General features: G+C 73.8%; 19 protein-coding genes. 10 read left to right on the top strand and 9 right to left on the bottom strand.

Annotated elements, in window-relative coordinates; translation table 11 throughout:
* Positions 1 to 12: 12 nt before the first annotated feature.
* Genes BGP03_RS15740 through BGP03_RS15725 form a run of 4 tightly spaced genes read right to left on the bottom strand, consistent with a single transcriptional unit; the run spans position 13 to position 3483 of the window.
* On the bottom strand, positions 13 to 843 hold the full coding sequence (locus BGP03_RS15740) for an ABC transporter permease subunit (protein WP_296370802.1): 831 nt from the start codon (positions 841 to 843) through the stop codon (positions 13 to 15).
* The gene (locus BGP03_RS15735) at positions 840 to 1751 is read right to left on the bottom strand and encodes an ABC transporter ATP-binding protein (protein WP_298797565.1); all 912 of its coding nucleotides are present in this window, start codon (positions 1749 to 1751) and stop codon (positions 840 to 842) included. The genes BGP03_RS15740 and BGP03_RS15735 overlap by 4 nt, the downstream gene beginning before the upstream one ends.
* On the bottom strand, positions 1748 to 2866 hold the full coding sequence (locus tag BGP03_RS15730) for a hypothetical protein (RefSeq protein ID WP_298797566.1): 1119 nt from the start codon (positions 2864 to 2866) through the stop codon (positions 1748 to 1750). The genes BGP03_RS15735 and BGP03_RS15730 overlap by 4 nt, the downstream gene beginning before the upstream one ends.
* Before the next feature lie 38 nt (positions 2867 to 2904).
* Positions 2905 to 3483 (bottom strand): hypothetical protein, encoded by a 579-nt coding sequence (locus tag BGP03_RS15725; RefSeq protein WP_298797567.1) that lies wholly within the window; start codon positions 3481 to 3483, stop codon positions 2905 to 2907.
* A 38-nt stretch (positions 3484 to 3521) separates the two neighbouring features.
* On the opposite strand from BGP03_RS15725, the gene hrcA reads away from it, so the two are divergent.
* The 5 genes from hrcA (at position 3522) to BGP03_RS15700 (ending at position 8286) form a co-directional block, all read left to right on the top strand.
* Entirely contained in the window at positions 3522 to 4541 is a 1020-nt protein-coding gene (hrcA, locus tag BGP03_RS15720) for a heat-inducible transcriptional repressor HrcA (RefSeq protein WP_296370798.1), read from the top strand.
* 81 nt (positions 4542 to 4622) lie between these two features.
* Positions 4623 to 5783: a molecular chaperone DnaJ gene (gene dnaJ, locus BGP03_RS15715; RefSeq protein WP_296370954.1), complete on the top strand. Its 1161-nt coding sequence runs from the start codon at positions 4623 to 4625 to the stop codon at positions 5781 to 5783.
* 79 nt (positions 5784 to 5862) lie between these two features.
* The gene (locus BGP03_RS15710; RefSeq protein ID WP_296370797.1) at positions 5863 to 6600 is read left to right on the top strand and encodes a 16S rRNA (uracil(1498)-N(3))-methyltransferase; all 738 of its coding nucleotides are present in this window, start codon (positions 5863 to 5865) and stop codon (positions 6598 to 6600) included.
* A gap of 280 nt (positions 6601 to 6880) precedes the next feature.
* Positions 6881 to 7753: an alpha/beta fold hydrolase gene (locus BGP03_RS15705; RefSeq protein ID WP_298797568.1), complete on the top strand. Its 873-nt coding sequence runs from the start codon at positions 6881 to 6883 to the stop codon at positions 7751 to 7753.
* A complete protein-coding gene (locus tag BGP03_RS15700) occupies positions 7753 to 8286 on the top strand; it encodes an isochorismatase family protein (protein ID WP_298797569.1) in 534 nt (177 codons plus the stop codon). Before BGP03_RS15705 ends, BGP03_RS15700 begins: the two co-directional genes overlap by 1 nt.
* Before the next feature lie 92 nt (positions 8287 to 8378).
* On the opposite strand, the gene BGP03_RS15695 is transcribed toward BGP03_RS15700, so the two are convergent.
* Both BGP03_RS15695 and BGP03_RS15690 read right to left on the bottom strand, forming a co-directional pair.
* Positions 8379 to 9656 (bottom strand): M1 family metallopeptidase, encoded by a 1278-nt coding sequence (locus tag BGP03_RS15695; RefSeq protein ID WP_298797570.1) that lies wholly within the window; start codon positions 9654 to 9656, stop codon positions 8379 to 8381.
* A complete protein-coding gene (locus tag BGP03_RS15690) occupies positions 9653 to 13480 on the bottom strand; it encodes a Pls/PosA family non-ribosomal peptide synthetase (RefSeq protein ID WP_298797571.1) in 3828 nt (1275 codons plus the stop codon). Before BGP03_RS15690 ends, BGP03_RS15695 begins: the two co-directional genes overlap by 4 nt.
* Positions 13481 to 13749: 269 nt before the next feature.
* Here BGP03_RS15690 and BGP03_RS15685 point away from each other — a divergent pair, with 269 nt between their 5' ends.
* Positions 13750 to 14766 (top strand): PhoH family protein, encoded by a 1017-nt coding sequence (locus BGP03_RS15685; protein WP_296370792.1) that lies wholly within the window; start codon positions 13750 to 13752, stop codon positions 14764 to 14766.
* Between the two features lie 133 nt (positions 14767 to 14899).
* Here the strand turns inward: BGP03_RS15685 and BGP03_RS15680 are convergent, their stop codons facing one another.
* Genes BGP03_RS15680 through BGP03_RS15670 form a run of 3 tightly spaced genes read right to left on the bottom strand, consistent with a single transcriptional unit; the run spans position 14900 to position 17291 of the window.
* Entirely contained in the window at positions 14900 to 15268 is a 369-nt protein-coding gene (locus BGP03_RS15680) for a nuclear transport factor 2 family protein (RefSeq protein ID WP_296370791.1), read from the bottom strand.
* A gap of 35 nt (positions 15269 to 15303) precedes the next feature.
* Entirely contained in the window at positions 15304 to 16071 is a 768-nt protein-coding gene (locus BGP03_RS15675) for a helix-turn-helix transcriptional regulator (RefSeq protein ID WP_298797572.1), read from the bottom strand.
* Entirely contained in the window at positions 16068 to 17291 is a 1224-nt protein-coding gene (locus tag BGP03_RS15670; RefSeq protein ID WP_296370789.1) for a D-arabinono-1,4-lactone oxidase, read from the bottom strand. The genes BGP03_RS15675 and BGP03_RS15670 overlap by 4 nt, the downstream gene beginning before the upstream one ends.
* A 17-nt stretch (positions 17292 to 17308) precedes the next feature.
* On the opposite strand from BGP03_RS15670, the gene ybeY reads away from it, so the two are divergent.
* Genes ybeY through lhgO form a run of 4 tightly spaced genes read left to right on the top strand, consistent with a single transcriptional unit; the run spans position 17309 to position 20788 of the window.
* Positions 17309 to 17845 (top strand): rRNA maturation RNase YbeY, encoded by a 537-nt coding sequence (gene ybeY, locus BGP03_RS15665; protein ID WP_296370788.1) that lies wholly within the window; start codon positions 17309 to 17311, stop codon positions 17843 to 17845.
* Positions 17846 to 17869: 24 nt separating this feature from the next.
* Positions 17870 to 19231: a hemolysin family protein gene (locus BGP03_RS15660; RefSeq protein WP_298797573.1), complete on the top strand. Its 1362-nt coding sequence runs from the start codon at positions 17870 to 17872 to the stop codon at positions 19229 to 19231.
* On the top strand, positions 19218 to 19559 hold the full coding sequence (locus tag BGP03_RS15655) for a cytidine deaminase (RefSeq protein WP_296370786.1): 342 nt from the start codon (positions 19218 to 19220) through the stop codon (positions 19557 to 19559). The genes BGP03_RS15660 and BGP03_RS15655 overlap by 14 nt, the downstream gene beginning before the upstream one ends.
* Positions 19556 to 20788 (top strand): L-2-hydroxyglutarate oxidase, encoded by a 1233-nt coding sequence (lhgO, locus tag BGP03_RS15650; protein WP_296370785.1) that lies wholly within the window; start codon positions 19556 to 19558, stop codon positions 20786 to 20788. The genes BGP03_RS15655 and lhgO overlap by 4 nt, the downstream gene beginning before the upstream one ends.
* Positions 20789 to 20857: the final 69 nt, after the last annotated feature.

Below are 20857 nucleotides of genomic sequence, written 5' to 3'. Positions count from 1 at the left end.
GGGGAGCGCCTCCTAGCTCGTGACGTCCTTCGTCGCGAAGTTCGCCCACGCCGCCCCGAACGCGACCACGATGTAGCCCAGCTGCACGAACACCCCTTCGCGGACGGCCCGCCACAGGATGGGGTCGCGGAACAGGTCGATCCAGGCCAGCCAGTGCGTGGTGGGCAGGTAGAACCGGATACCGGCCGCCGCGTCGAGCGGCAGCAGGATCGCACTCACCACGACGAAGGCGAGCACCCCCAGCGCGGCGGCCAGCGGCGAGTCGGTCAGCGTCGAGAAGAACAGCCCGATCGCGCCGATCGCGAGCATGCACAGCGCCAGGTAGCCGACGGTGGCCGCCGTGCGCCCGGCCAGCTGCAGGGGCGTGAGCACCACTCCGGACAGCGACGTGATGCCGCCCGCCCCGCCGACGGCCGCGTCCGCGCCGAACCCGAAAAGCAACACCCCGACGATGTAGCTCGTGATCGTCACGAACACCACGGCGAGCAGCACGAACGCCCCCACCGACACGAGCTTCGCGGTGAGCAGCCGCAACCGCCCGACCGGCCGCACCAGCAGGTAGCGCAGCATGCCGGTGCTGGCCTCGCCCGCGACCGCGTCGCCGGACACCAGGGCGACGGTGATCGGCAGGAACACCGGCAGCACCAGGGCCAGCGCGGCGGCGGGGAACAGCTGCCCGTCGCTCGTCACGGCCGAGAGGAACGCCCCGCCCTGCCCGGGTGCGGGGGCCAGGTTCGTGACGGCCAGCAGCACCGCGACCAGCGCGGGGATCGCGCACAGCAGCACCCAGCACAGCCACACGCGGCGGCGGCGCAGCATCAGCCGGAGCTCGACGCCGATCACGGGTCGACCCGGTCCGAACCGGCACCGGTCAGCTCCAGCACGACCTGTTCCAGGCTCCGTCGTTCCGCGCTCAGCTCGGTGACGGTGATGCCCGCCGCGACGAGCTGCGCGTTGAGGACGCCCGCGTCGGGCGCACGTACGAGCAGGGCGTCGCCGTCGCGGTGCACGACCTGGCCGTTGAGCAGTCCGACCACCGAGCCGGGGTCGGGCGTGCGGACCCGCACGTGGCCGGTGGGGGAGCGCAGGACGTCGAGGTCCTCGGTGAGCACCAGCCGCCCCGCGTCCATCACCCCGACGCGGGTGCAGAGCGCCTCCACCTCGGACAGGAGGTGGCTCGAGAGCACCACCGTCACCCCCGACGCGGACAGCCCCAGCAGCAGCTCGCGCATCTCGCCGATGCCGCGGGGGTCGAGCCCGTTGGTCGGCTCGTCGAGCAGCAGCAGCTCGGGCCCCCGCAGGAGTGCGGCGGCGATGCCGAGACGCTGGCGCATGCCCAGCGAGTAGGCCTTCACGGGGCGGCGGTCCACGCCGGCGAGCCCGACGCGGGCCAGCACGTCCTCGACCCGGGCCTTCCGGTCGCGGCCCCGGCCGCCTCTCCCGGCGGCGTCGAGCAGGCGCAGGTTCGCCCGGCCGGACAGGTGCGGCCACGCGGCGGGGTTCTCCACCAGCGCGCCGACGCGGGGCAGCACGTCGGCGGCGTGGCGGGGCATCGCCCGCCCGAGCAGCTCCACGGAGCCGGACGTCGGGTGCACCAGGCCCAGCAGCATCCGCACGAGCGTCGTCTTGCCGGAGCCGTTGGGGCCGAGCAGTCCGAACCGGACGCCCGCGGGCACGGTGAGGTCGACGCCGTTCACCGCGGTGACCCGGCCGAAGCGCTTGGTGAGGGAGGCCGTCCGGATCACGGTCATGAGGGCCGTCCTCGCGCGGGGAGTTCGAGCAGGGCCTGTTGCAGGACGTCCGCGGCGACGGTGCCGATCAGCAGCGATCCACGCCGCCCGGTGGACCGGACCGCCACCGACAGCAACGGCGTGCCGATCCGCGCCGCGCGTCCGAACGGTACCGGGATCGCCGTCCCCCCGGCCGCCGTCGCGCCGTCGACGGCCCGGTCGGCGACGTCACGGCCGGTCGGGATGAGCACGAACCCGGCCAGCCCGGTGCCGTAGACGCCGACACCCGGCAGGTCGCTGCCCGGGGTACTGGGCAGAGTGAGCCGGGCCCGGCCGGCGAGCCGGGCCGGAGCGGGCGGGGCCCTCAGGTCGCGCAGGGCGCCGCTGAGATCGGCGGCGCTCGCCGTGACGGCCCCGGCTCCCGGCGGCACGACGGGCCGCAGCACCGCGGGATCAGGTGGACCGTCGGTGACCTCCAGCAGCTCGCTGACCAGCAGCGTCGGGCCGGTCCGCGCGGCGATCTCGACGCGCAGCGGCAGCGCCGTGGTGGGGTCGGCCCAGATGTCGACGCGTCCGACCGTCGTGTCCGGATCGGTGGGGACGAGCCGGATGCCCGCGGCGTCCCGGCCGGCGATGCGACGGGCCGGGATCGCCGTCACCGGGTCGCCGGGGGCGAGTCCGAGCATGCGGCGGGCGAGGTCGGGGGGCAGCAGGTCGCCGGCGCGCGGGAGCCGCAGCGGGGCCTGGCCGAGGACGCGGGTGAGCTGGTTGCCGCCGAAGTCCCACACGTACTCCGCGGCGCCCAGGTGGTAGGTGTCGCGCTCGCTGTCGCCCAGCGCCCCGGTCAGCTGGTCGGCGCGCCAGCGGTCGGCGCCGGCGACGTAGCTGCGGATCCGGGTCGTGGTGGTCAGCAGCGTGGTGACCGACTCGAGCTGCGGGATCTCCGGGAGCCCGAGCCGGCCGCTGGCCTCGGCGTACCCGACGTACGGCGGGACCTCCGCGCGGATGCACCGGCGCAGGGCCTCGGCATCCACGTCGAGGGCGGCCGCGGGCAGCTGCACGGCGCTCACGCCGACGATCGCCGCGGCACCGGCCGCGACCAGCAGCCAGCGCCGGCTGAAGCGTTGCCCGGCCATGTGACCCCACGATGCCACCGTGGTGGTGTGGATAGTGTTCAGTTCAACCTTTTCGTGCGGAGCCACGCCCGGCCGCGCGGCGAGAGCCGGTAGCCCACCTCCAGGCTCTCGGTCAGTCCCAGCTCCTTGAGCTTGCGCACGTCGCGCTTGAACGGGAGCGTCTCCAGGCCCAGGCCGGCCGCGAGGTCCGGGGCGCGGACGCCGGGGTTCCCGGCGATGAGGTCGAGCACCGCGGCCGTCCACGGTCCGCGCTTCGACGCGCGGTCGAGCCGGGCCAGGCGCTCGGCGATCTCAGCGCGGGCGGTGGCCGAGAGCCGGGCCTTCGCGCGCAGTGCCACGCGCGGGTCCGGCCCGGCCAGGCGCACCGCCACGCGGTAGAGCTGGTTCTCCCCGACCTGGGCGGCGCGCAGCGCGTCGAGGTCGGCGAACCCGGCCGCCTCGGCGTCGTCGGGGGTGAGGTCGCCCGCGTCCACCGGGTCGACGGCCGTGAACTCCAGCACTCCGACGGGCGTGCGCTGCGTACCCCCGACGAGCACGCGCGGCCGCTCCCAGCGGCGGAACAGCAGCGTGACGGTGCCGGCGGCGATCGCGTGGAGGGTCGTGAGACGGATCTGCACGCGGGGCATTCTCCACACCGAACACATAGAATGGGGCGATGAACGCCGACGAGCGCCGCTTCGCGGTCCTGCGCGCGATCGTCGCCGACTACGTCTCCACCCAGGAGCCCGTCGGCTCCAAGATGATCGTCGACCGCCACAACCTCGGGGTCTCCAGCGCCACCGTCCGCAACGACATGGCCGTGCTGGAGGAGGACGGGCTCATCGCCCAGCCCCACACCAGTGCCGGCCGGGTGCCCACCGACAAGGGCTACCGGCTGTTCGTCGACCGGTTGGCGCAGGTCAAGCCGCTCTCGTCCGCGGAGAAGCGGGCCGTGCAGGCCTTCCTCGACGGTGCGGTGGACCTCGACGACGTGCTGCGCCGCAGCGTCCGGCTGCTCGCCCAGCTCACCCGCCAGGTCGCCGTCGTGCAGTACCCCACGCTCACCCGCTCCACCGTGCGGCACTGCGAGGTGGTCGCGCTGACGCCGGCCCGGCTGATGCTGGTGCTCATCACCGACAGCGGCCGCGTCGACCAGCGCGTCGTCGATCTCGGGCAGGTGCTGTCCGACTCCGACGTCGGCGAGATCCGCACCCTCATCAACGGCGCGCTGTCGGGCCGCCCGCTCGCCGCGGCGTCCGTCGCCGTGGCCGACCTGCCCGAGACCGCGCCCGCGGCGTTGCGCGACGTCGTCACCACCCTGGCCACGGTGCTGATCGAGACGCTCGTCGAGCATCCCGAGGAGCGGCTGGTGCTGGGCGGCACCGGCAACCTCACCCGCAACGCCGCCGACTTCCCCGGCTCCCTGCGCCAGGTCCTCGAGACGCTGGAGGAGCAGGTCGTCGTGCTCAAGCTGCTCGCGTCCGCACAGGACCCGGGCACGGTCACGGTCCGGATCGGCGGCGAGAACGAGGCCGAGGAGATGCGTGACACCTCCGTGCTGTCGATCGGCTACGGCGCGGGCACGGTGTTGGGGGGAATGGGCGTGGTCGGGCCCACCCGGATGGACTATCCGGGTTCCATCGCGGCGGTGCATGCCGTCGCCCGTTACGTGGGTGAGATCCTGGCCGGGCGCTGAGCGGAGCTTGCGGAGCGACAATCGGCACAGCTTGTACTGCAGACGACTTTCTGAGCGAGAAGGATCATGGGGAACGCGCGAGTGGCACGGGACTACTACGGCACCTTGGGCGTCGCACAGGACGCAGGGGCCGACGAGATCAAGCGGGCCTACCGGAGGCTCGCGCGCGAGCTGCATCCCGACGTCAACCCGGATCCGGCCGCGCAGGAGCGGTTCGCCGAGATCAGCGCGGCCTACGAGGTGCTCTCGGACCCCGAGAAGCGGCGCATCGTGGACCTCGGCGGTGATCCGCTGGGCAACGGTGGCGGTGGTGGCGGCGGGGGCGACCCGTTCAGCCAGTTCGGCTTCGGCGACATCATGGACGCCTTCTTCGGCGGCCAGGGCGGGGGCGGCGGTCGTGGGCGGGGCCCGCGCAGCCGCGTGCAGCCCGGCGCCGACGCGCTGATCCGGATGACGCTCACGCTCGAGGACTGCGCCACCGGTGTCACCCGCGACCTCGCGGTCGACACCGCCGTCCTGTGCACCGAGTGCACCGGTTCGGGCTGCGCCCCCGGCAGCGCCCCGTCCATGTGCGACATCTGCAACGGCCGCGGCGAGGTGCAGAGCGTCCAGCGCTCGTTCCTGGGCCAGGTCGTCACGTCGCGGGTGTGCCCGCAGTGCCGCGGCTTCGGCGAGGTCATCCCCGACCCGTGCCGCCAGTGCGGCGGCGACGGGCGCGTGCGCTCGCGGCGCACCGTCGGCGTGCGCATCCCGGCCGGCGTGGCCGACGGCATGCGCGTGCGGCTGGCCGGGCAGGGCGAGGTCGGTTCCGGCGGCGGGCCCGCCGGCGACCTGTACGTGGAGGTCGAGGAGGAGCCGCACGAGCTGTTCACCCGCGACGGCGCCGACCTGCACTGCACCGTCGCCCTCCCGATGACGGCCGCCGCGCTGGGCACCACGCTGCCGCTGCCCACCCTCGACGGCACCGACGAGCTGCACGTCGACGCGGGCACCCAGGCCGGCACCGTCAAGACGCTGCGCGGCAAGGGCATGCCCCGGCTGCGCTCCACCGGCCGCGTCGACGGCTACGGCGACCTGATGGTGCACATCGACGTCGCGGTGCCCACGGCCCTGACCAAGGAGCAGACGGACCTGCTGCGCCAGCTGGCGGCGCTCCGGGGTGAGGAGCAGCCGGATCTGGTCGGCGGCAACCGCAACGGCCACGGCATCTTCTCCAAGCTGCGCGACAGCTTCGGTCGCTGAGCCACCTCCGACGAGCGGCACTCCCGTCGGATAGGTTCCGACGAATGTGCCGTTCGTCTGACCGGGTTCCGGGGGTGCGGTGAGTACCGCACCGCTGTTCCTCGTCCCGGTCCTCCCCTCCTCCGGATCGCTTCTGCTCGACGGGGCGGAGGGGCGGCATGCCGCCACCGTCAAGCGGTTGCGGGCGGGGGAGGCCGTGCTGCTCGCCGACGGCCGGGGCGGGCTCGCGCACGGCGTCGTCGCGTCCACGGGTCGGGACACGGTCACCGTCACCATCGAGGCGCGGGAGGACCTCGCACCCCCCGCGCCGCGCGTGCTCCTGGCGCAGGCGCTGGTCAAGGGGGACCGGGGCGAGCTGGCCGTCGAGCTCGCCACCGAGGCCGGGGTGGACGGGATCCTGCCCTGGCGGGCCGCCCGCTGCGTCGCGCGCTGGGAGGACGGGCCCCGCGGTGACAAGGCGCTCGCGAAATGGCGCTCCACGGTGCGCGAGGCCGCCAAGCAGGCCCGGCGGCCGTGGCTGCCGGAGGTGGAGGAGCCCGTCTCGACGCCGGCGCTGGCCCGGCGGGTCGCCGAGGTGGCGTGCGCGCTCGTGCTGCACGAGGCCGCCACCGACCACCTCGCCGACGTCGCCCTGCCCGCGGAGGGCGACGTGCTGCTCGTCGTCGGGCCCGAGGGCGGGGTGTCCGACGAGGAGATCGCCGCGCTCGTGGGGGCGGGCGCGCGGCCCGTCCGGCTGGGGCCCGAGGTGCTCCGCGCGTCGACCGCGGCCGCCGTGGCCCTCGGCGCGATCGGGGTGCTGACCGGCCGCTGGTCCTGATGCCCGCCTCCGTCGTCCGTTCGGGCGTGTCGATGTGCCGACCAGGCGGAATCCTCGGCGAGTCGGATATCGACCGGGTGATGGCGATGAATGTTCCGCGGCGGATGGGGATATCGTCTGCGCTGTTCCGGCCGCGTGAGTGTCCGGAGTGGATCGTGGGCGTTCGCGCCCGCGGGGCCGCCGGAGAGTCCCCCTCGTCCGGCGGAGCCACGTCGCGGTGCTTGTCCCCCCACAGCCACCGCGACGTGGCAACCCCCGGGGTTCTTGACAGGATCGCTCCATGACTCGCCGTGGCCTCCTGGGCCGGCTCGCCTCCCTCCTGGCCCTCCCGGCCGCCCTGGCCGCCTGCTCCGTCGCCACCCCGGCGCCGGCGCCCGGCGTCAGCGGCCCCCGCAGGATCACCTACGGGAGCCACCCCAGCCAGTTCGGTGAGCTGACGCTGCCCGCGGGGGCCGTGCGCGGGGTCGCGGTCGTCGTGCACGGCGGGTTCTGGCGGCAGAGCTACGGGCTGGAGCTGGGTCGCCCGCTGGCCGCCGACCTCGCCAACCGGGGCCTGGCGGCGTGGAACATCGAGTACCGGCGCGTCGCCGCGGGGAGCGCAGGCGGACCGCGCATCGACACGGAGGACGGCGGTTGGACGGCCACCTTCGACGACGTGGCGGCGGCGATCGACCTGCTGGCCGCGCAGTCCCTCCCGCTGGACCGCGTCGTCGCGATCGGGCACTCCGCGGGCGGCCAGCTCGTCGGCTGGGCCGCGGCGCGCCCCGGGCTGCCCGCGGGCACCCCGGGCGCGTCGCCGAAGGTGCGGCTGCGGGGTGCGGTGGCGCAGGCCGGCGTGATGGACCTCGTCGACGCCTCCCGGCAGGGCGTCGGGAGCGGCGCGGTGGAGGACCTGATGGGCGGCTCGCCCACCGCCGTTCCCGACCGCTACGCGTTGGCGTCGCCGATCGCGCGCCTGCCGATCGGGGTGCCGGTCACGTGCGTCCACGGCACGGAGGACGGCAACGTGCCGCTGCGGCAGTCGCAGCGCTTCACCGCGGCCTCGGGGGACCGGCTGGTCACCATCGACGGCGCCGACCACTTCGCCCTCATCGACCCCACCACCGACGCCTGGCGTGTCTGCCGCGACGCGGCGGACGCCATACTCGCCTGATGTTGGTCACCGCCGCCGGCTCCGCCCTGCTCCTCGTCGACTTCCAGCAACGCCTCATGCCCGCCATCCACGATGGTGACGCCGTGGTCGCCAACGCGGTGCGGCTCGCGGAGGGAGCGGGCCTGCTGCAGGTGCCGGTGTGCGCCACCGAGCAGAACCCGACCGGTCTCGGCCCGACGGTCGAGGCGCTGGCCGCCTACCCGCAGATGGTGCTGCCGAAGATGTCGTTCGGTGCGGCGGGGGAGCCGGGGTTCGCGACGCTGCTCCCGCCCAACACCGAGGAGATCGTGGTGGCGGGCTGCGAGGCCCACGTCTGCGTGCTGCAGACCGTGCTCGGGCTGCTCGCCGCCCGGCACCGCGTGCTGGTCGTCGCCGACGCGATCGGCTCCCGCGTGCCGTCGAACAAGGACGCGGCCGTCGACCGGATGGTGCGCCACGGCGCCGAGATCGTCACCACCGAGATGGTGCTGTTCGAGTGGCTCCGCGACGCCCACCACCCGCAGTTCAGAGCGGTTCACAAGCTGATCAGGTGATCCCCGTGCGCGGATGACGGTGTTCCCACCCTGATATCCGCTCACGACCTCCGTCTCGTCCGGCACCGACGTCGTCCACGACGCCTACGCGCTCACCTGAGCGACGGCAGCGGCTTGCGGAAAAGCCAGGCGTCGAGCAGGTCCGCGACGTCGGACCCGGCGAGCGCCGCGAACTGCTCGGTCGCCACCGTGCCGTGCCGGTGCCGATCGGCCCAGGCCCGCACCAGCGCGAAGAACCGCTCGTCCCCGGTCCGGGTGCGCAGGGCGTGCAGCGTCAGCGCGCCGCGCTTGTAGACGCGCTGGTCGAACAGGCGGGCCACGCCGGGGTCGGCGATCACGATGTCAGCGGGCTGGGCCGCCACCACCGCGTACCACTCGCGGGCGTGCGAGGTGGCCGTGCGTTCGCCGACCGACTCCGACCACAGCCACTCCGCGTACGTCGCGAAGCCCTCGTTGAGCCAGATGTGGCTCCAGTCGGCGATCGTCAGGCTGTTGCCGAACCACTGGTGCGCCAGCTCGTGCACGACGAGCCGCTCGTGGGTGCGCTTCCCGTCGATGTGGTTGGCGCCGAAGATCGCCATGCCCTGGGCCTCGATGGGGTCGTCGAGGTCGTCGTCGGTGACCACCAGCTGGTAGTTGCCGAACGGGTACGGGCCGAAGAAGCCCTCCAGCACCTTCATGATCTTGCCGTGCCGGCCGAGGTCGTGGGCGGCGGTGCGGCGCAGGCGACCCGGGACGGCGGCGGTCTGCGGCAGCTTGCCCGGGGCGAGGGTGATCTCCTCGTACTGCCCGATCTGGACGCTCACGAGGTAGCTCGCGGTGGGCTCGGGACGCTGGTAGACCCAGGTCCGGGTGCTGCCCGAGCGTCGCCGTGACGTGAGCACCCCGGTGGCGAGCACGGCGTACGGAGCGTCGGCGGTGATCGTGATGCTGTAGGTCGCCTTGTCCGACGGGTGGTCGTTGCACGGGAACCACGACGGTGCGCCGATCGGCTGGCTCGCCACCAGCGAACCGTTGGTCAGCTCGTCCCAGCCGACGTCGCCCCACCGGCTCGACACCGGCCGCGGGTTGCCGACGTAACGCACCTCGACGGTGAACGTCGCGCCGTCGGCGATCGGGCGGGCGGGCGTGACGCGCAGCTTGCCGCCGCGGTGGCTGAACGTCGCGGCGCGGCCGTCGACCGTCACCCGCGGCACCTTGAACGGGCCCAGGTCCAGCGAGAACCGGGTCAACGGCCGATCGGCCACGGCCGTGAGCACGGTGCGGCCGGTCAGCCGGTTGGGGCCGACCTTGTAGCCCAGCTCCAGGTCGTAGTGCTCGGCGTGGTAGCCGTCGTTGCCGTGGTGGGGCAGGTAGGGGTCCGGTGTCACCCGCGGGCCGGCCAGGACGTGATCGGGTTGCCCAGCCAGCGGGTGTCGGCGGGCACCGCGTCGCCGCGGGTCACGAGCGAGCCGGGGCCCACCGTGGTGCGCGCACCGATGCCGGCGCCGGGCAGCACGATGCCGTTCGGGCCGAGGGTGGCGCCCTCGTCGAGGCGAACGGTGTCCATGCTCATGATCCGATCATGGAACAGGTGGGTCTGCACGACGCAGCCCCGGTTGACCGTCGCACCGTCACCCAGGTGGACCAGGTCCGACTCGGGCAGCCAGTAGCTCTCCAGCCACACCCCCCGCCCGATCGACGCGCCCATCGTGCGCAGCCAGCCGGTGAGCACGGGCGTGCCCGCGGCCGGGCCGACGAGCCACGGCACGGCCAGCAGTTCGACGAACATGTCGGCCAGCTCTCCGCGCCAGACGAACGAGCTCCAGAGCGGGTGCGAGATGGCGCGCAGCCGCCCGACCAGCGCCCACTTCGCGAGCGACGTGACGAGCGCCGCGACCACCCCGGTCGCGAGCAGGAACGGCCCGGCCAGCACGGCGGCGAGCAGCCAGTCGCCCAGGGAGACGAGGGCGGCCACCACCAGCACCGCCAGCGCCGCGGAGACCATCAGCGGCAGCACGCGGCACAGCTCCACCAGCCCGCGCGCGACCTTGAGCCGGCGCGGCGGGTGGTAGGTGCGGCTCGTGTCGGAGCGTTCCACCGCGCGGCGCAGCGGCATCGGGGGCAGGCCCAGGTAGGACGAGCCCTTCTTGGCCTTGCGCGGGGTGGACGACAGCACGCCGATGAGGCCGTGCTTGGGCACCGACCGGCCCGGCGCGGTCATGCCGGAGTTGCCCAGGAACGCCTGCTTGCCGACCCGTGACGGGGCCACGTGCAGCCAGCCGCCGCGCAGCTCGTAGGTGCCGACCATCGTGTCGTCGGCCAGGAACGCACCGTCGTCGACGGTGGTCATCCTCGGCAACGCGATCACCGTGGACGCCTCGACGTCGCGGCCGATCCTCGCACCCAGCAGCCGCAGCCAGGTGGGCGTGGCGAGGCTCGCGTAGAGCGGGTAGAGCCCGACGCGCGCGAGACCCATCAGGCGCTCGGTGGTCCAGACCTGCCAGCCGACGCGGCCGTGCACGGGGTGGTAGCCCTCGACCATGCCGACGCCGAGCAGCCGCACGCCGCCGAGCACCAGCAGGGCGTAGGTGAGCAGGTAGGCCAGCGTCGCGAGCGGCACCAGGGCCAGCGCGGCGCCGACGTCCGGCAGCGCGGTGGCGAGCAGTGCCACGCCGGGCACGGCGGCGATCGCCGGCAGCAGCCCCAGCAGCGTCGACGTCGCGCCGTACGCCGCCACCCAGAACCGCGAGTGCGCCGGGCGGTCGGCGGGCCAGGTCAGGGCGCTCTTGCCGGTGCGCGCGGCGGGGGAGCCCGCCCAGCGCTGCCCGGCAGGCACCGCGCCGCGCACGGTCGATCCGGCCACGACCTCGGCTCCCCGGCCGATCCGGGCGCCGGGCATCAGCGTGCTGCGGGACCCGACGCGGGCGCCGGCGCCGATGCGGATCTTGCCGATGTGGACGGTGTCGCCGTCGACCCAGTGGCCCGCGAGGTCCACCTCGGGCTCGACGGCGGCGCCGCGTCCGAGCTTGAGCAGGCCGGTGACCGGAGGGGCGGAGTGCAGGTCGACGTCGCCGCTGATCCGCGCGCCGAGCAGCCGGGCGTAGCGGGTGGTCCAGGACGCGGCGGAGACCCCGGTGGCGCCGGACAGCTCCGCGAGCCGTTCGGCCGTCCACAGCCGCAGGTGCACCGGGCCGCCGCGGGGGTAGCGGCCGGGCCGGACGCCGCGCAGCAGCAGCCGGGCGCCCGCGGCCGCGACGCCGATGCGGCCGGCCGGGCTGAAGAACACGACCCACCCCAGCGCGAGCGCCCACCAGGGCAGCGTCGGAGCGGCCGGGAGCACACCGGTGACGGCGCCCAGGGTGGACAGCGCGGCCGCGAGGGTGGTCCAGCGCAGCCCGACCAGCGCCAGGACCGGCGCCATCAGCAGGGCCTGCAGGAACCCGGTGCGGCGCGGGGTGGGGGCGACGTCGCGACGGGTGGTGGTGACGCCGCTCAGGGCGTCGAGCTGCGCGGCGAGGGCACCCAGCGTGGGGTGCAGGTAGAGGTCGTTGACCGACATCTGCGGGTGCCGGGTGCGGATCACCGCGACGAGCTGGGCGGCGGTGAGGCTGCCGCCGCCGTGGGTGAAGAAGTCGGCGTCCGGGCTGCTCACCGACACCCCGAGGATCTCGGCCCAGCCCTCGGCGAGCCACGCCTCGGTCGGCGTGAGCGCGTCGGTGTGTGCAGAGCCTGTGGTGAGTGGCCACGGCAGGGCGTCGCGGTCGACCTTCCCGGACGTGCGGGTCGGCAGCTCGTCCACGACGGCGACGAGCGGGACCATCGAGGACGGCAGCTGGTCGCGCAGCGCGCGGGCGGCGCCGTCGGCGTCGAACTCGGGGGTGGCGGGGGCGACGTAGCCGATCAGGACCTGGTTGCCGGCCTTCGTGCGGCGGATCGCGGCGGCGGCGCCCCGGACGCCGGGCAGCGCCTGCAGCGCCGCGTCGACCTCGCCGAGCTCGATCCGGCGCCCGCCCAGCTTGACCTGCTCGTCGGCGCGGCCCAGGAACAGCAGCCCGGCCTCCTCGGCGCGCACGACGTCGCCGCTGCGGTAGGCGCGGTCCCAGCCCATCGACGGCAGTGGCGCGAACCTGGCGGCGTCCTTCTCGGGATCGAGGTAGCGGGCCAGCCCGACCCCGCCGATCACGAGCTCGCCCTGCTCGCCCATGGCCACGGGCTCGCCCGCGGCGTCGACGACGACGAGGTCCCATCCGTCGAGCGGCAGGCCGATGCGGACGGGGCCCTGACCGGTCAGCGGCGCGGCGCAGGCGACGACGGTGGCCTCGGTGGGGCCGTAGGTGTTCCAGACCTCCCGGCCCTCGACGGCCACGCGCTCGGCCAGCTCGGGCGGGCACGCCTCGCCGCCGAAGATCATCAGGCGGACGTCCTCCAGCGCCTCGGTGGGCCACAGCGCCGCGAGCGTGGGCACGGTGGAGACGACGCTGATCTGCTGGGCCTCCAGCCACGGCCCGAGGTCGACGCCGGTGCGCACCAGCGACCGCGGCGCCGGCACCAGGCACGCGCCGCTGCGCCAGGCCAGCCACATCTCCTCGCAGGAGGCGTCGAACGCCACCGACAGGCCCGCGAGCACGCGGTCGCCGGGGCCGAGGGGCTCGTCCGGCAGGAACAGGTTCGCCTCCGCATCGACGAACGCCGCCGCGGACCGGTGGCTCACGGCCACGCCCTTGGGCGTGCCGGTGGAGCCCGAGGTGAAGATGATCCACGCGTCGTCGCCGGGGCCGGGGCGCGCGGGCTGGCCGATGGGCGCGGTGAGCATGCGCAGGCCGCCGTCGTCGACGATCCCGCAGACCCCGGCCTCGCCGAACACGAGCGCGGCGCGCTCCTCGGGGTCGTCGGCGTCGACCGGGACGTAGGCCGCGCCCGCGGCGAGCACGGCCAGGATCGCGACGTAGAGGTCGGCGGTGCCCGAGGAGATCCGGATGCCGACCCGGTCGCCGACGCCGATCCCGGCGGCCACCAGCGTGGCGCGCAGCGTCTCGACCTCGACGGCGAGCTCGGCGTAGGTGAGCAGCACGTCGCCGGCGTCGATCGCGGGGTCGTGGGGGTGGCGGGCCGCCGTCTCCGTGACGATGTCGAGCAGGGTCCGGGCGGGGGCGGCGGGGCCCGCCGTGAAGCGGGCAGGCGCAAGCGGGCTCGGGGTGATCGCGAGGGTCAAGGAACTCCGCACCTTCTGATGCACGCTCGCGTCGTTGGGGGCCCGGGACGCGGTCTACCGGCGTTGATGGACGGTAAACGCTACATGACCGGCGCGTCTCGGGTTGGTGTCGGGATTCACCCGGTGTCGGAGCGCAGAAGTAAAGGTCGGCGCACTGTCGGTGTGCCGCGGTAACATGTGGACGTCCCACTACCAGAGGTAGAAAGCAGGCGGCTGAACCCTTGACCGGTACCGAGCCCGGCCCCGCATCGAGCAGGGTGCAGTCCCGTATGGCCGTTCCCGATGCCGCGTTGCTGGCGCTGCTGGGCTCGCGCGACGAGAGTCTCCGCGCGGCCGAGGACATGCTCACCGCCGACGTCCACGTCCGCGGCAACGAGCTCACCCTCTCCGGCACCCCCGCCGACGTCGCCTTCGCCGAGCGCGTGTTCGCCGAGCTGATCGCCCTGGCCGAGCGCGGCCAGCAGGTCACCGCCGACGCCGTGCGGCGCACCGTCGAGATGCTGGGCGCCGGTGCCGAGCGCCTGGGCGAGTCCCCCGCCGAGGTGCTGTCGCTGGACATCCTGTCGCGGCGCGGCAAGACCATCCGGCCCAAGACGCTCAACCAGAAGCGCTACGTCGACGCGATCGACCACCACACCATCGTCTTCGGCATCGGCCCGGCGGGCACCGGCAAGACCTACCTCGCCATGGCCAAGGCCGTGCAAGCGCTGCAGAACAAGCTGGTCAACCGCATCATCCTCACCCGCCCGGCCGTCGAGGCGGGGGAGCGGCTGGGGTATCTGCCCGGCACCCTGTTCGAGAAGATCGACCCGTACCTGCGCCCGCTCTACGACGCGTTGCACGACATGATCGACCCCGAGTCCATCCCGAAGCTGATGGCCGCGGGCACCATCGAGGTGGCGCCACTGGCCTACATGCGCGGCCGCACGTTGAACGACGCGTTCATCATCCTCGACGAGGCGCAGAACACCACGCCCGAGCAGATGAAGATGTTCCTGACGCGCCTGGGCTTCGGCTCGAAGATCGTGGTCACCGGTGACGTCACGCAGGTCGACCTGCCCGGCGGCGGCACCCGGTCGGGGTTGCACGTGGTGCGCGAGATCCTCGACGGGGTCGACGACGTGCACTTCTCGGCGCTGTCGAGCCAGGACGTCGTGCGCCACCGGCTGGTGGCCGACATCGTCGACGCCTACTCCCGCTGGGACGCCGACAACGAGCGGCCCAACCTGCGCTCGGCCGCCCCCCGCAACGGCCCCCCGCAGGACCGCCGCGCGCGCCGCCGCTAGACCGGATCGTGTGCGGTTCGGTCGGTGCTGATCGCGGACCCGTGTGTGCGGTGATCGCCGCCCGCCGCACCGCAACGCCCTCCGGGGGGCGCTGGTGCGCGGCGGCCGGTGATCATTACCCGGACGGTGGCCGTCAGCTCGTGGGGACCCGGTCCAGGAAGCCGTACACGGACCGGATCCGGCCCTCCTCGTCCGTCACGGCCACGTCGAAGCCGGCGATCGGGGCCGCGCCCGCGCCCTCCGGGCCCAGTTCCCAGGTGAAGCGGGCCTGGTCGTGGTGGCCGTCCACCGGGCCGGCCAGCCGGAACCGGAAGCCCGGGAACCGGTCCTGCACCGCCGCGATGGTGGCGTCGAGGGCGTCGTGCCCGCCGGCGTCGGCGAGCGGATCGACGTAACGGGCGTCGGGGGTGAACAGGTCGGCCACCGCCGCCTTGCGGGCGGCGGGGTCGGTCTCGTTCCAGGTGGCGATGTAGCGGGTGGCCAGGTCCTCGTATGTGGTCATGGGAGGAGCCTGGCCGCCCGAGGTAATCCCCGCGATTACCTCACGGGTAAGGCTCGCAGGGCAGCGGCCGTCGTCTCGTCCTCGGGGTAGAAGGCCTCGATCGCCAGCTCGGACACGGTGACGTCGAGCGGGGTGCCGAAGACCGTGGTGGTGCTGAAGAAGGCCAGTTCCGTGTCGCCGCGCCGGTAGATCAACGGCACCACCAGGGTCGGCGGCGGTTCCGGAGCGGCCCCGCCGAGGTAGGACCCCAGTTCGGTCAGCAGCTCGGCCAGCACGGCGTCGCCGGTCGAGTCGACGTCACGGCGCAGGCGCGCCAGCAGGTGCGCACGCCAGGCCCCGAGGTTCGCGATCCGGGGCGCCATCCCGTCGGGGTGCAGGCTCAGCCGCAGCACGTTGACGGGCGGCTCCAGCAGGTGGGTGGCGCAGCCCTCGATGAGCACGCCGATGGCCGGGTTCGCCGCCACCATCTCCCAGTGCCGGTCGACCACCACCGCCGGATAGGGCTGGTGCGCGGCCAGCACCCGCTCGATCGCCTCGTTCACCGCGGCCATCGGCGGCGCGTCGAGACCGTGCTCGGGGTAGGCCGGGGCGAACCCGCCGGCGAGCAGCAACGCGTTCCGTTCGCGCAGCGGGATGTCGAGGTGCTCCGAGAGGTGGATCAGCATCTGGCTGCTGGGCTTCGACCGGCCCGTCTCGATGAAGCTCAGGTGCCGCGACGAGACGTCGGCGGCGACGGCCAGATCGAGCTGGCTCAGCCGCCGGCGCTGCCGCCAGGACCGCACCAGCTCCCCGACGGCCGTCACAGGTAGCGGTCCAGCAGCTCGTTGCGGAACGTGCCGGTCGGGTCGTTCTGCCGCAGGTACGCCGCCGCCTCGGGCAGGTGCGGCCACAGCTCGCGGACCCGTCCGGGATCGGTGGAGAACACCTTCCCCCAGTGCGGACGGGCCGCGAACGGCTCCAGCACCCGCTCCACCTCGGCGACGACGGGTGCGACGCGCGCCGCGTCGGCGATCCACGTGAAGTGCAGCGCGGCGCTGTCGCGGCCCTGCGCGGCCGACAGCCACAGGTCGTCGGCGGCGATGGAGCGGACCTCCGACACCAGCAGCACCGACGAGATCCGGTCGCGGATGTCGTCCAGGGCGTGCAGCGCCTCGACGACGGTCCCCCGCGGCACGAGGTACTCCGACTGCAGCTCGTCGCCGTTGCTCGGCGTGAACGCCAGCCGGAAGTGCGGCAGCCCCCCGAACCACGGCACCGCGACGCCACCCTGCCGCGTGGCGTGTGCGGGATCGACGCCGCGGACCATGTGGCGCGGGCCGTCGGCGGGGGTGGTGCCGAGCCACTTCTCGGGTACAGGATCCGAGTCGGCGCGCTGCTTCACCCACACCTGCTCGAACCCCGCGCCCTCCCAGTAGGTGAACAGACTGACGCTGTAGGCCGCGGCGAGGGCGTCGCCGGCCGCGTCCAGGGGCAGTCCCTCGTACACGGTCTGCCGGATGTCGAACGTCGGCTGGACGTCGAGGGTCAGCGCCGTGACCACGCCCAGCGCGCCCAGCGCCACGACCGATCCGGGGAACCCGGGCTCGCCGCGCCGCACGGTGCGGAGCGTCCCGTCCGCCCCGACCAGCTCGATCGCCGAGACGGCCGTCGCGAGGATCCCGAGCCCGTCCCCGGATCCGTGGGTGCCCGTCGAGCACGCGCCCGCCACCGAGATGTGGGGCAGCGACCCCGTGTTGTGCAGCGCCAGCCCGGCCGCGTGCAGGGGGTCCATCAGCTCGCCGTAGCGGGTGCCGGCCGACACCCGGACACTGTCTGCGCCGATCTCGAGCACCGGCGGGAGCCCGGCGACCGACACCAGGTCGCCCGTGGTGTCGGCGATGCGGTTGAACGAGTGACCCGTGCCGAGCACACGCAGGTGGTCACTCGCGGCCACCAGCTCCTGCAGCTGCTCGACCGTGGCGGGACGGTGGAAGCGCTGCGCAGCGAAGGTGACGTTGCCGGCCCAGTTGGTCACATCTGCCATGGCACTAGTCTTAAGGCATGTCGATCGAGGTGTACAACGAGTCGGGCGTGAGCATCGACGCCGGGCTGATCTCCTCGGTCGCCCGCTTCGCCCTCGACGCGCTGCGCGTCAGCCCCGCCGCCGAGCTGTCGATCCTCGCCGTCACCACCGACGCGATGAGCGAGCTGCACGAGCGCTGGATGGACGAGCCGGGCCCCACCGACGTCATGTCGTTCCCGATGGACGAGCTGGCCGACGAGTCGCGCCGCCCCGACGCCCCCGACATGGGCCCGGCGCTGCTCGGCGACATCGTGCTCTGCCCGGAGTTCGCGGCCGGGCAGGCGAAGACCGCGGGCCACGGCCTCGACGACGAGCTGCACCTGCTCACCGTCCACGGCGTGCTGCACCTGCTGGGCTACGACCACGCCGAGCCCGAGGAGGAGCGTGAGATGTTCGGGCTGCAGACCACGCTGCTCACCGACTGGCGGACCGGGCGCGAGCAGGCCGCCGCCGCGGAGGCGCAGCGGCGCAGCGACTCCGCCGTGCTGGGCGCGGTCGGCCTCGAGGACAGTTGAGGCTCCGGTCATGAACGGCACCCCATGATCTCCGTCGGGCCGCTGATCGTCATCGCCGTCCTGCTCGTCCCCCTCGCCGGGCTGTTCGCGGCGGCCGACGCCGCACTCAACTCCGTGTCGCGCGCCCGGGTGGAGGCCCTGGTGCGCACGGGCCGGGCGGGCTCGCGGGCCCTCGCCGCCGTGGTGGCCGACCGGCCGCGGCACGTCAACCTGCTCCTGCTGCTGCGCCTCGCCTCGGAGACCGCGGCCACCGTGCTGCTCACCGTGGCGCTCGTGACGACGATGCGCACCGTCTGGGCGGGCGCGCTCACCGCCGGGGCGATCATGCTCGTCGTGTCCTACGTGCTCATCGGCGTCGGGCCGCGCACCCTGGGCCGCCAGCACCCCTACCGCGTCGGAATGCTCGTCGCGGCGCCGATCCGCGCGCTGGCCACGCTGCTCGGGCCGTTGACGAAGCTGCTGATCCTGGTCGGCAACGCGATCACCCCCGGCCAGGGCTTCCGGCAGGGCCCGTTCTCGTCCGAGGTGGAGCTGCGCGAGCTGGTGGACATGGCCAGCACCAGCGGCGTCGTCGACGAGGACGAGCGGCAGATGATCCACTCGGTGTTCGAGCTGGGCGACACGCTCGTGCGCGAGGTGATGGTGCCCCGGCCCGACGTCGTCTGGATCGAGCGCGACACCCCCATCGACAAGGTGCTGCGCCTCGCCCTGAAGAGCGGCTACTCCCGCATCCCGGTGCTGGGCGAGAGCATCGACGACATCATCGGCGTCGCCTACCTCAAGGACATCGTGCGGGCCCAGGCCGAGGTCGTCGACGGGCCGCCCGCCGCCCTGCACACCGTGATGCGGCCCGCCGCGTTCGTGCCCGACAGCAAGCGCGTCGACGAGCTGCTCAAGGAGATGCAGGCCGCCCGCAACCACATGGCCATCGTCGTGGACGAGTACGGCGGCACCGCGGGCGTCGTCACGATCGAGGACATCCTGGAGGAGATCGTCGGTGAGATCACCGACGAGTACGACTCCGACGAGGTACCCGACGTGCAGGAGCTCGACGGCCGTAGGATCAGGGTGTCGGCGCGGTTGCCGGTGGAGGACCTCGCGGAGCTGTTCCCCGGCGTCGACGGCGAGGCCAGCCCGCTCACCGAGGTGATCGCGACGGCCGACGTCGACACGGTGGGCGGGCTGCTGGCCCAGCAGCTCGGCAAGGTCCCGCTGCCGGGGGCCACCACCGAGGTCGCCGGCCTGCGGCTGCTGGCCGAGGGCGGCAAGGACGCACGGGGACGGATCCGCATCACGTCGGTGCTGGTCGATCCGATCCCGGATGAGAACGTGACAGTCGAGGAGACCGACGTCGAACGCATGGAGGAGAGCGATGTCCGCGGCTGACCCCGAAGACCAGAAGATCGTGACGCTGGCGCGCTCGTCGCGTGCGCGCACCGGAGCCGCCGAGGGCGCCGCGGTCCGCGACACCGACGGCCGCACCTACGCCGCCGCCACCGTCGCCCTGCCGTCGTTGCAGCTCACGGCCCTGCAGGCCGCCGTCGCCGCGGCCGTGTCCAGCGGCGCGCCCGGGCTGGAGGCGGCGGCGGTCGTCACCGCGTCGGAGAGCGTGGACGAGCCGTCGTTGGCCGCCGTCCGCGACCTGGCGCCCGGTGCCCACGTCCTGCGCGCCGATCCCGCAGGCACTGTCCTCGAGACGTTGGAGAAGCCATGATCCCCACCCCCACCTTCGACGTGGTCGTGGTGGGCGGCGGCATCGTCGGCCTCGCCACCGCCCACGCCGTCGCCCGCACCGGCCGTTCCGTGGCCGTCGTCGAGCGGGAGCCGACGCTCGGCCACCACCAGACCGGCAACAACTCCAACGTGATCCACTCCGGGCTGTACTACGCGCCCGGTGGTCTCAAGGCACGCCTGGCCGTGGCGGGCTGCGCGGAGACCGTCGCGTTCTGCCGCGAGCACGACCTGCCCCACGACGTCTGCGGCAAGCTCGTGGTCGCGACGGAGCCGGAGGAGCTGCCGCGCATGGCGGAGCTGGTGCGCCGCGGGGCCGCCAACGGCGTCGAGGTCACCGAGCTCGATCAGCAGGGCATGCGCGTCTACGAGCCGCACGTGCGGGGGATCGCGGCGCTGCACGTGCCGTCCACCGGGATCTGCGACTACCGGCTCGTCGCCGAGAAGCTCGGCGAGCTGATCGCGAAGGAGGGCGGCGAGGTCCACCTGGGCCGCACCGTCACCGGGATCGCCCCCCGCCGCGGCGACGTCGTCGTCCGCACCGACGGCGGTGACCTGCTGGGCACCCAGGTGGTGGTGTGCGGCGGGCTGCGCTGCGACGAGTTGGCCAAGGCCGCGGGCGTCGATCCCGGTATCCGCATCATCCCGTTCCGCGGGGAGTACTCGGGCTTCGCCGACCGGGCCGCGGCGCTGGTCAAGGGCCTGATCTACCCGGTGCCCGACCCCGCGTTCCCGTTCCTCGGGGTGCACGCCACCCGCGGCATCGACGGTCACGTGCACGCCGGCCCCAACGCGGTGCTGGCGCTGGCCCGGGAGGGCTACTCGTGGGGCACGGTGAACCCCAGGGAGTTCCTCGCGACCATCGCCTACCCGGGCATGCTGCGCATCGCGAAGGAGCACTGGCGCTACGGCTTCGGCGAGATGCACCGGTCGCTGTCGAAGAAGGCCATGGTCAAGCAGATCCAGCGGATGCTGCCCGACGTCCGGGCCGAGGATCTCTCGCCCGCCGGCGCCGGGGTGCGCGCCCAGGCGGTGAAGGCCGACGGCACGCTCGTGGACGACTTCCTGTTCGTCGAGCAGGGGCAGGGCAAGGGGTCGGTGCTGCACGTCCTCAACGCTCCGTCGCCCGCCGCCACCGCCGCCCTGCCGATCGGCCGCGAGATCCTTGAACGGCTCACCGGCGACCGGATCGCCCCCTTGAGCGCCGCGTGAGCGCGCCTGCGGCGCCCGTGCGCGGAAATCCGTGCCCTGACCCTGATTTCCGTGCACGAGGGGTGGCGG

The organism is Pseudonocardia sp. 73-21 (assembly GCF_001899645.1).
Taxonomy (GTDB): domain Bacteria; phylum Actinomycetota; class Actinomycetes; order Mycobacteriales; family Pseudonocardiaceae; genus Pseudonocardia.
Note: the sequence above shows the minus strand (reverse complement) of the source record. Positions and strands in the feature narration are given on the sequence as shown.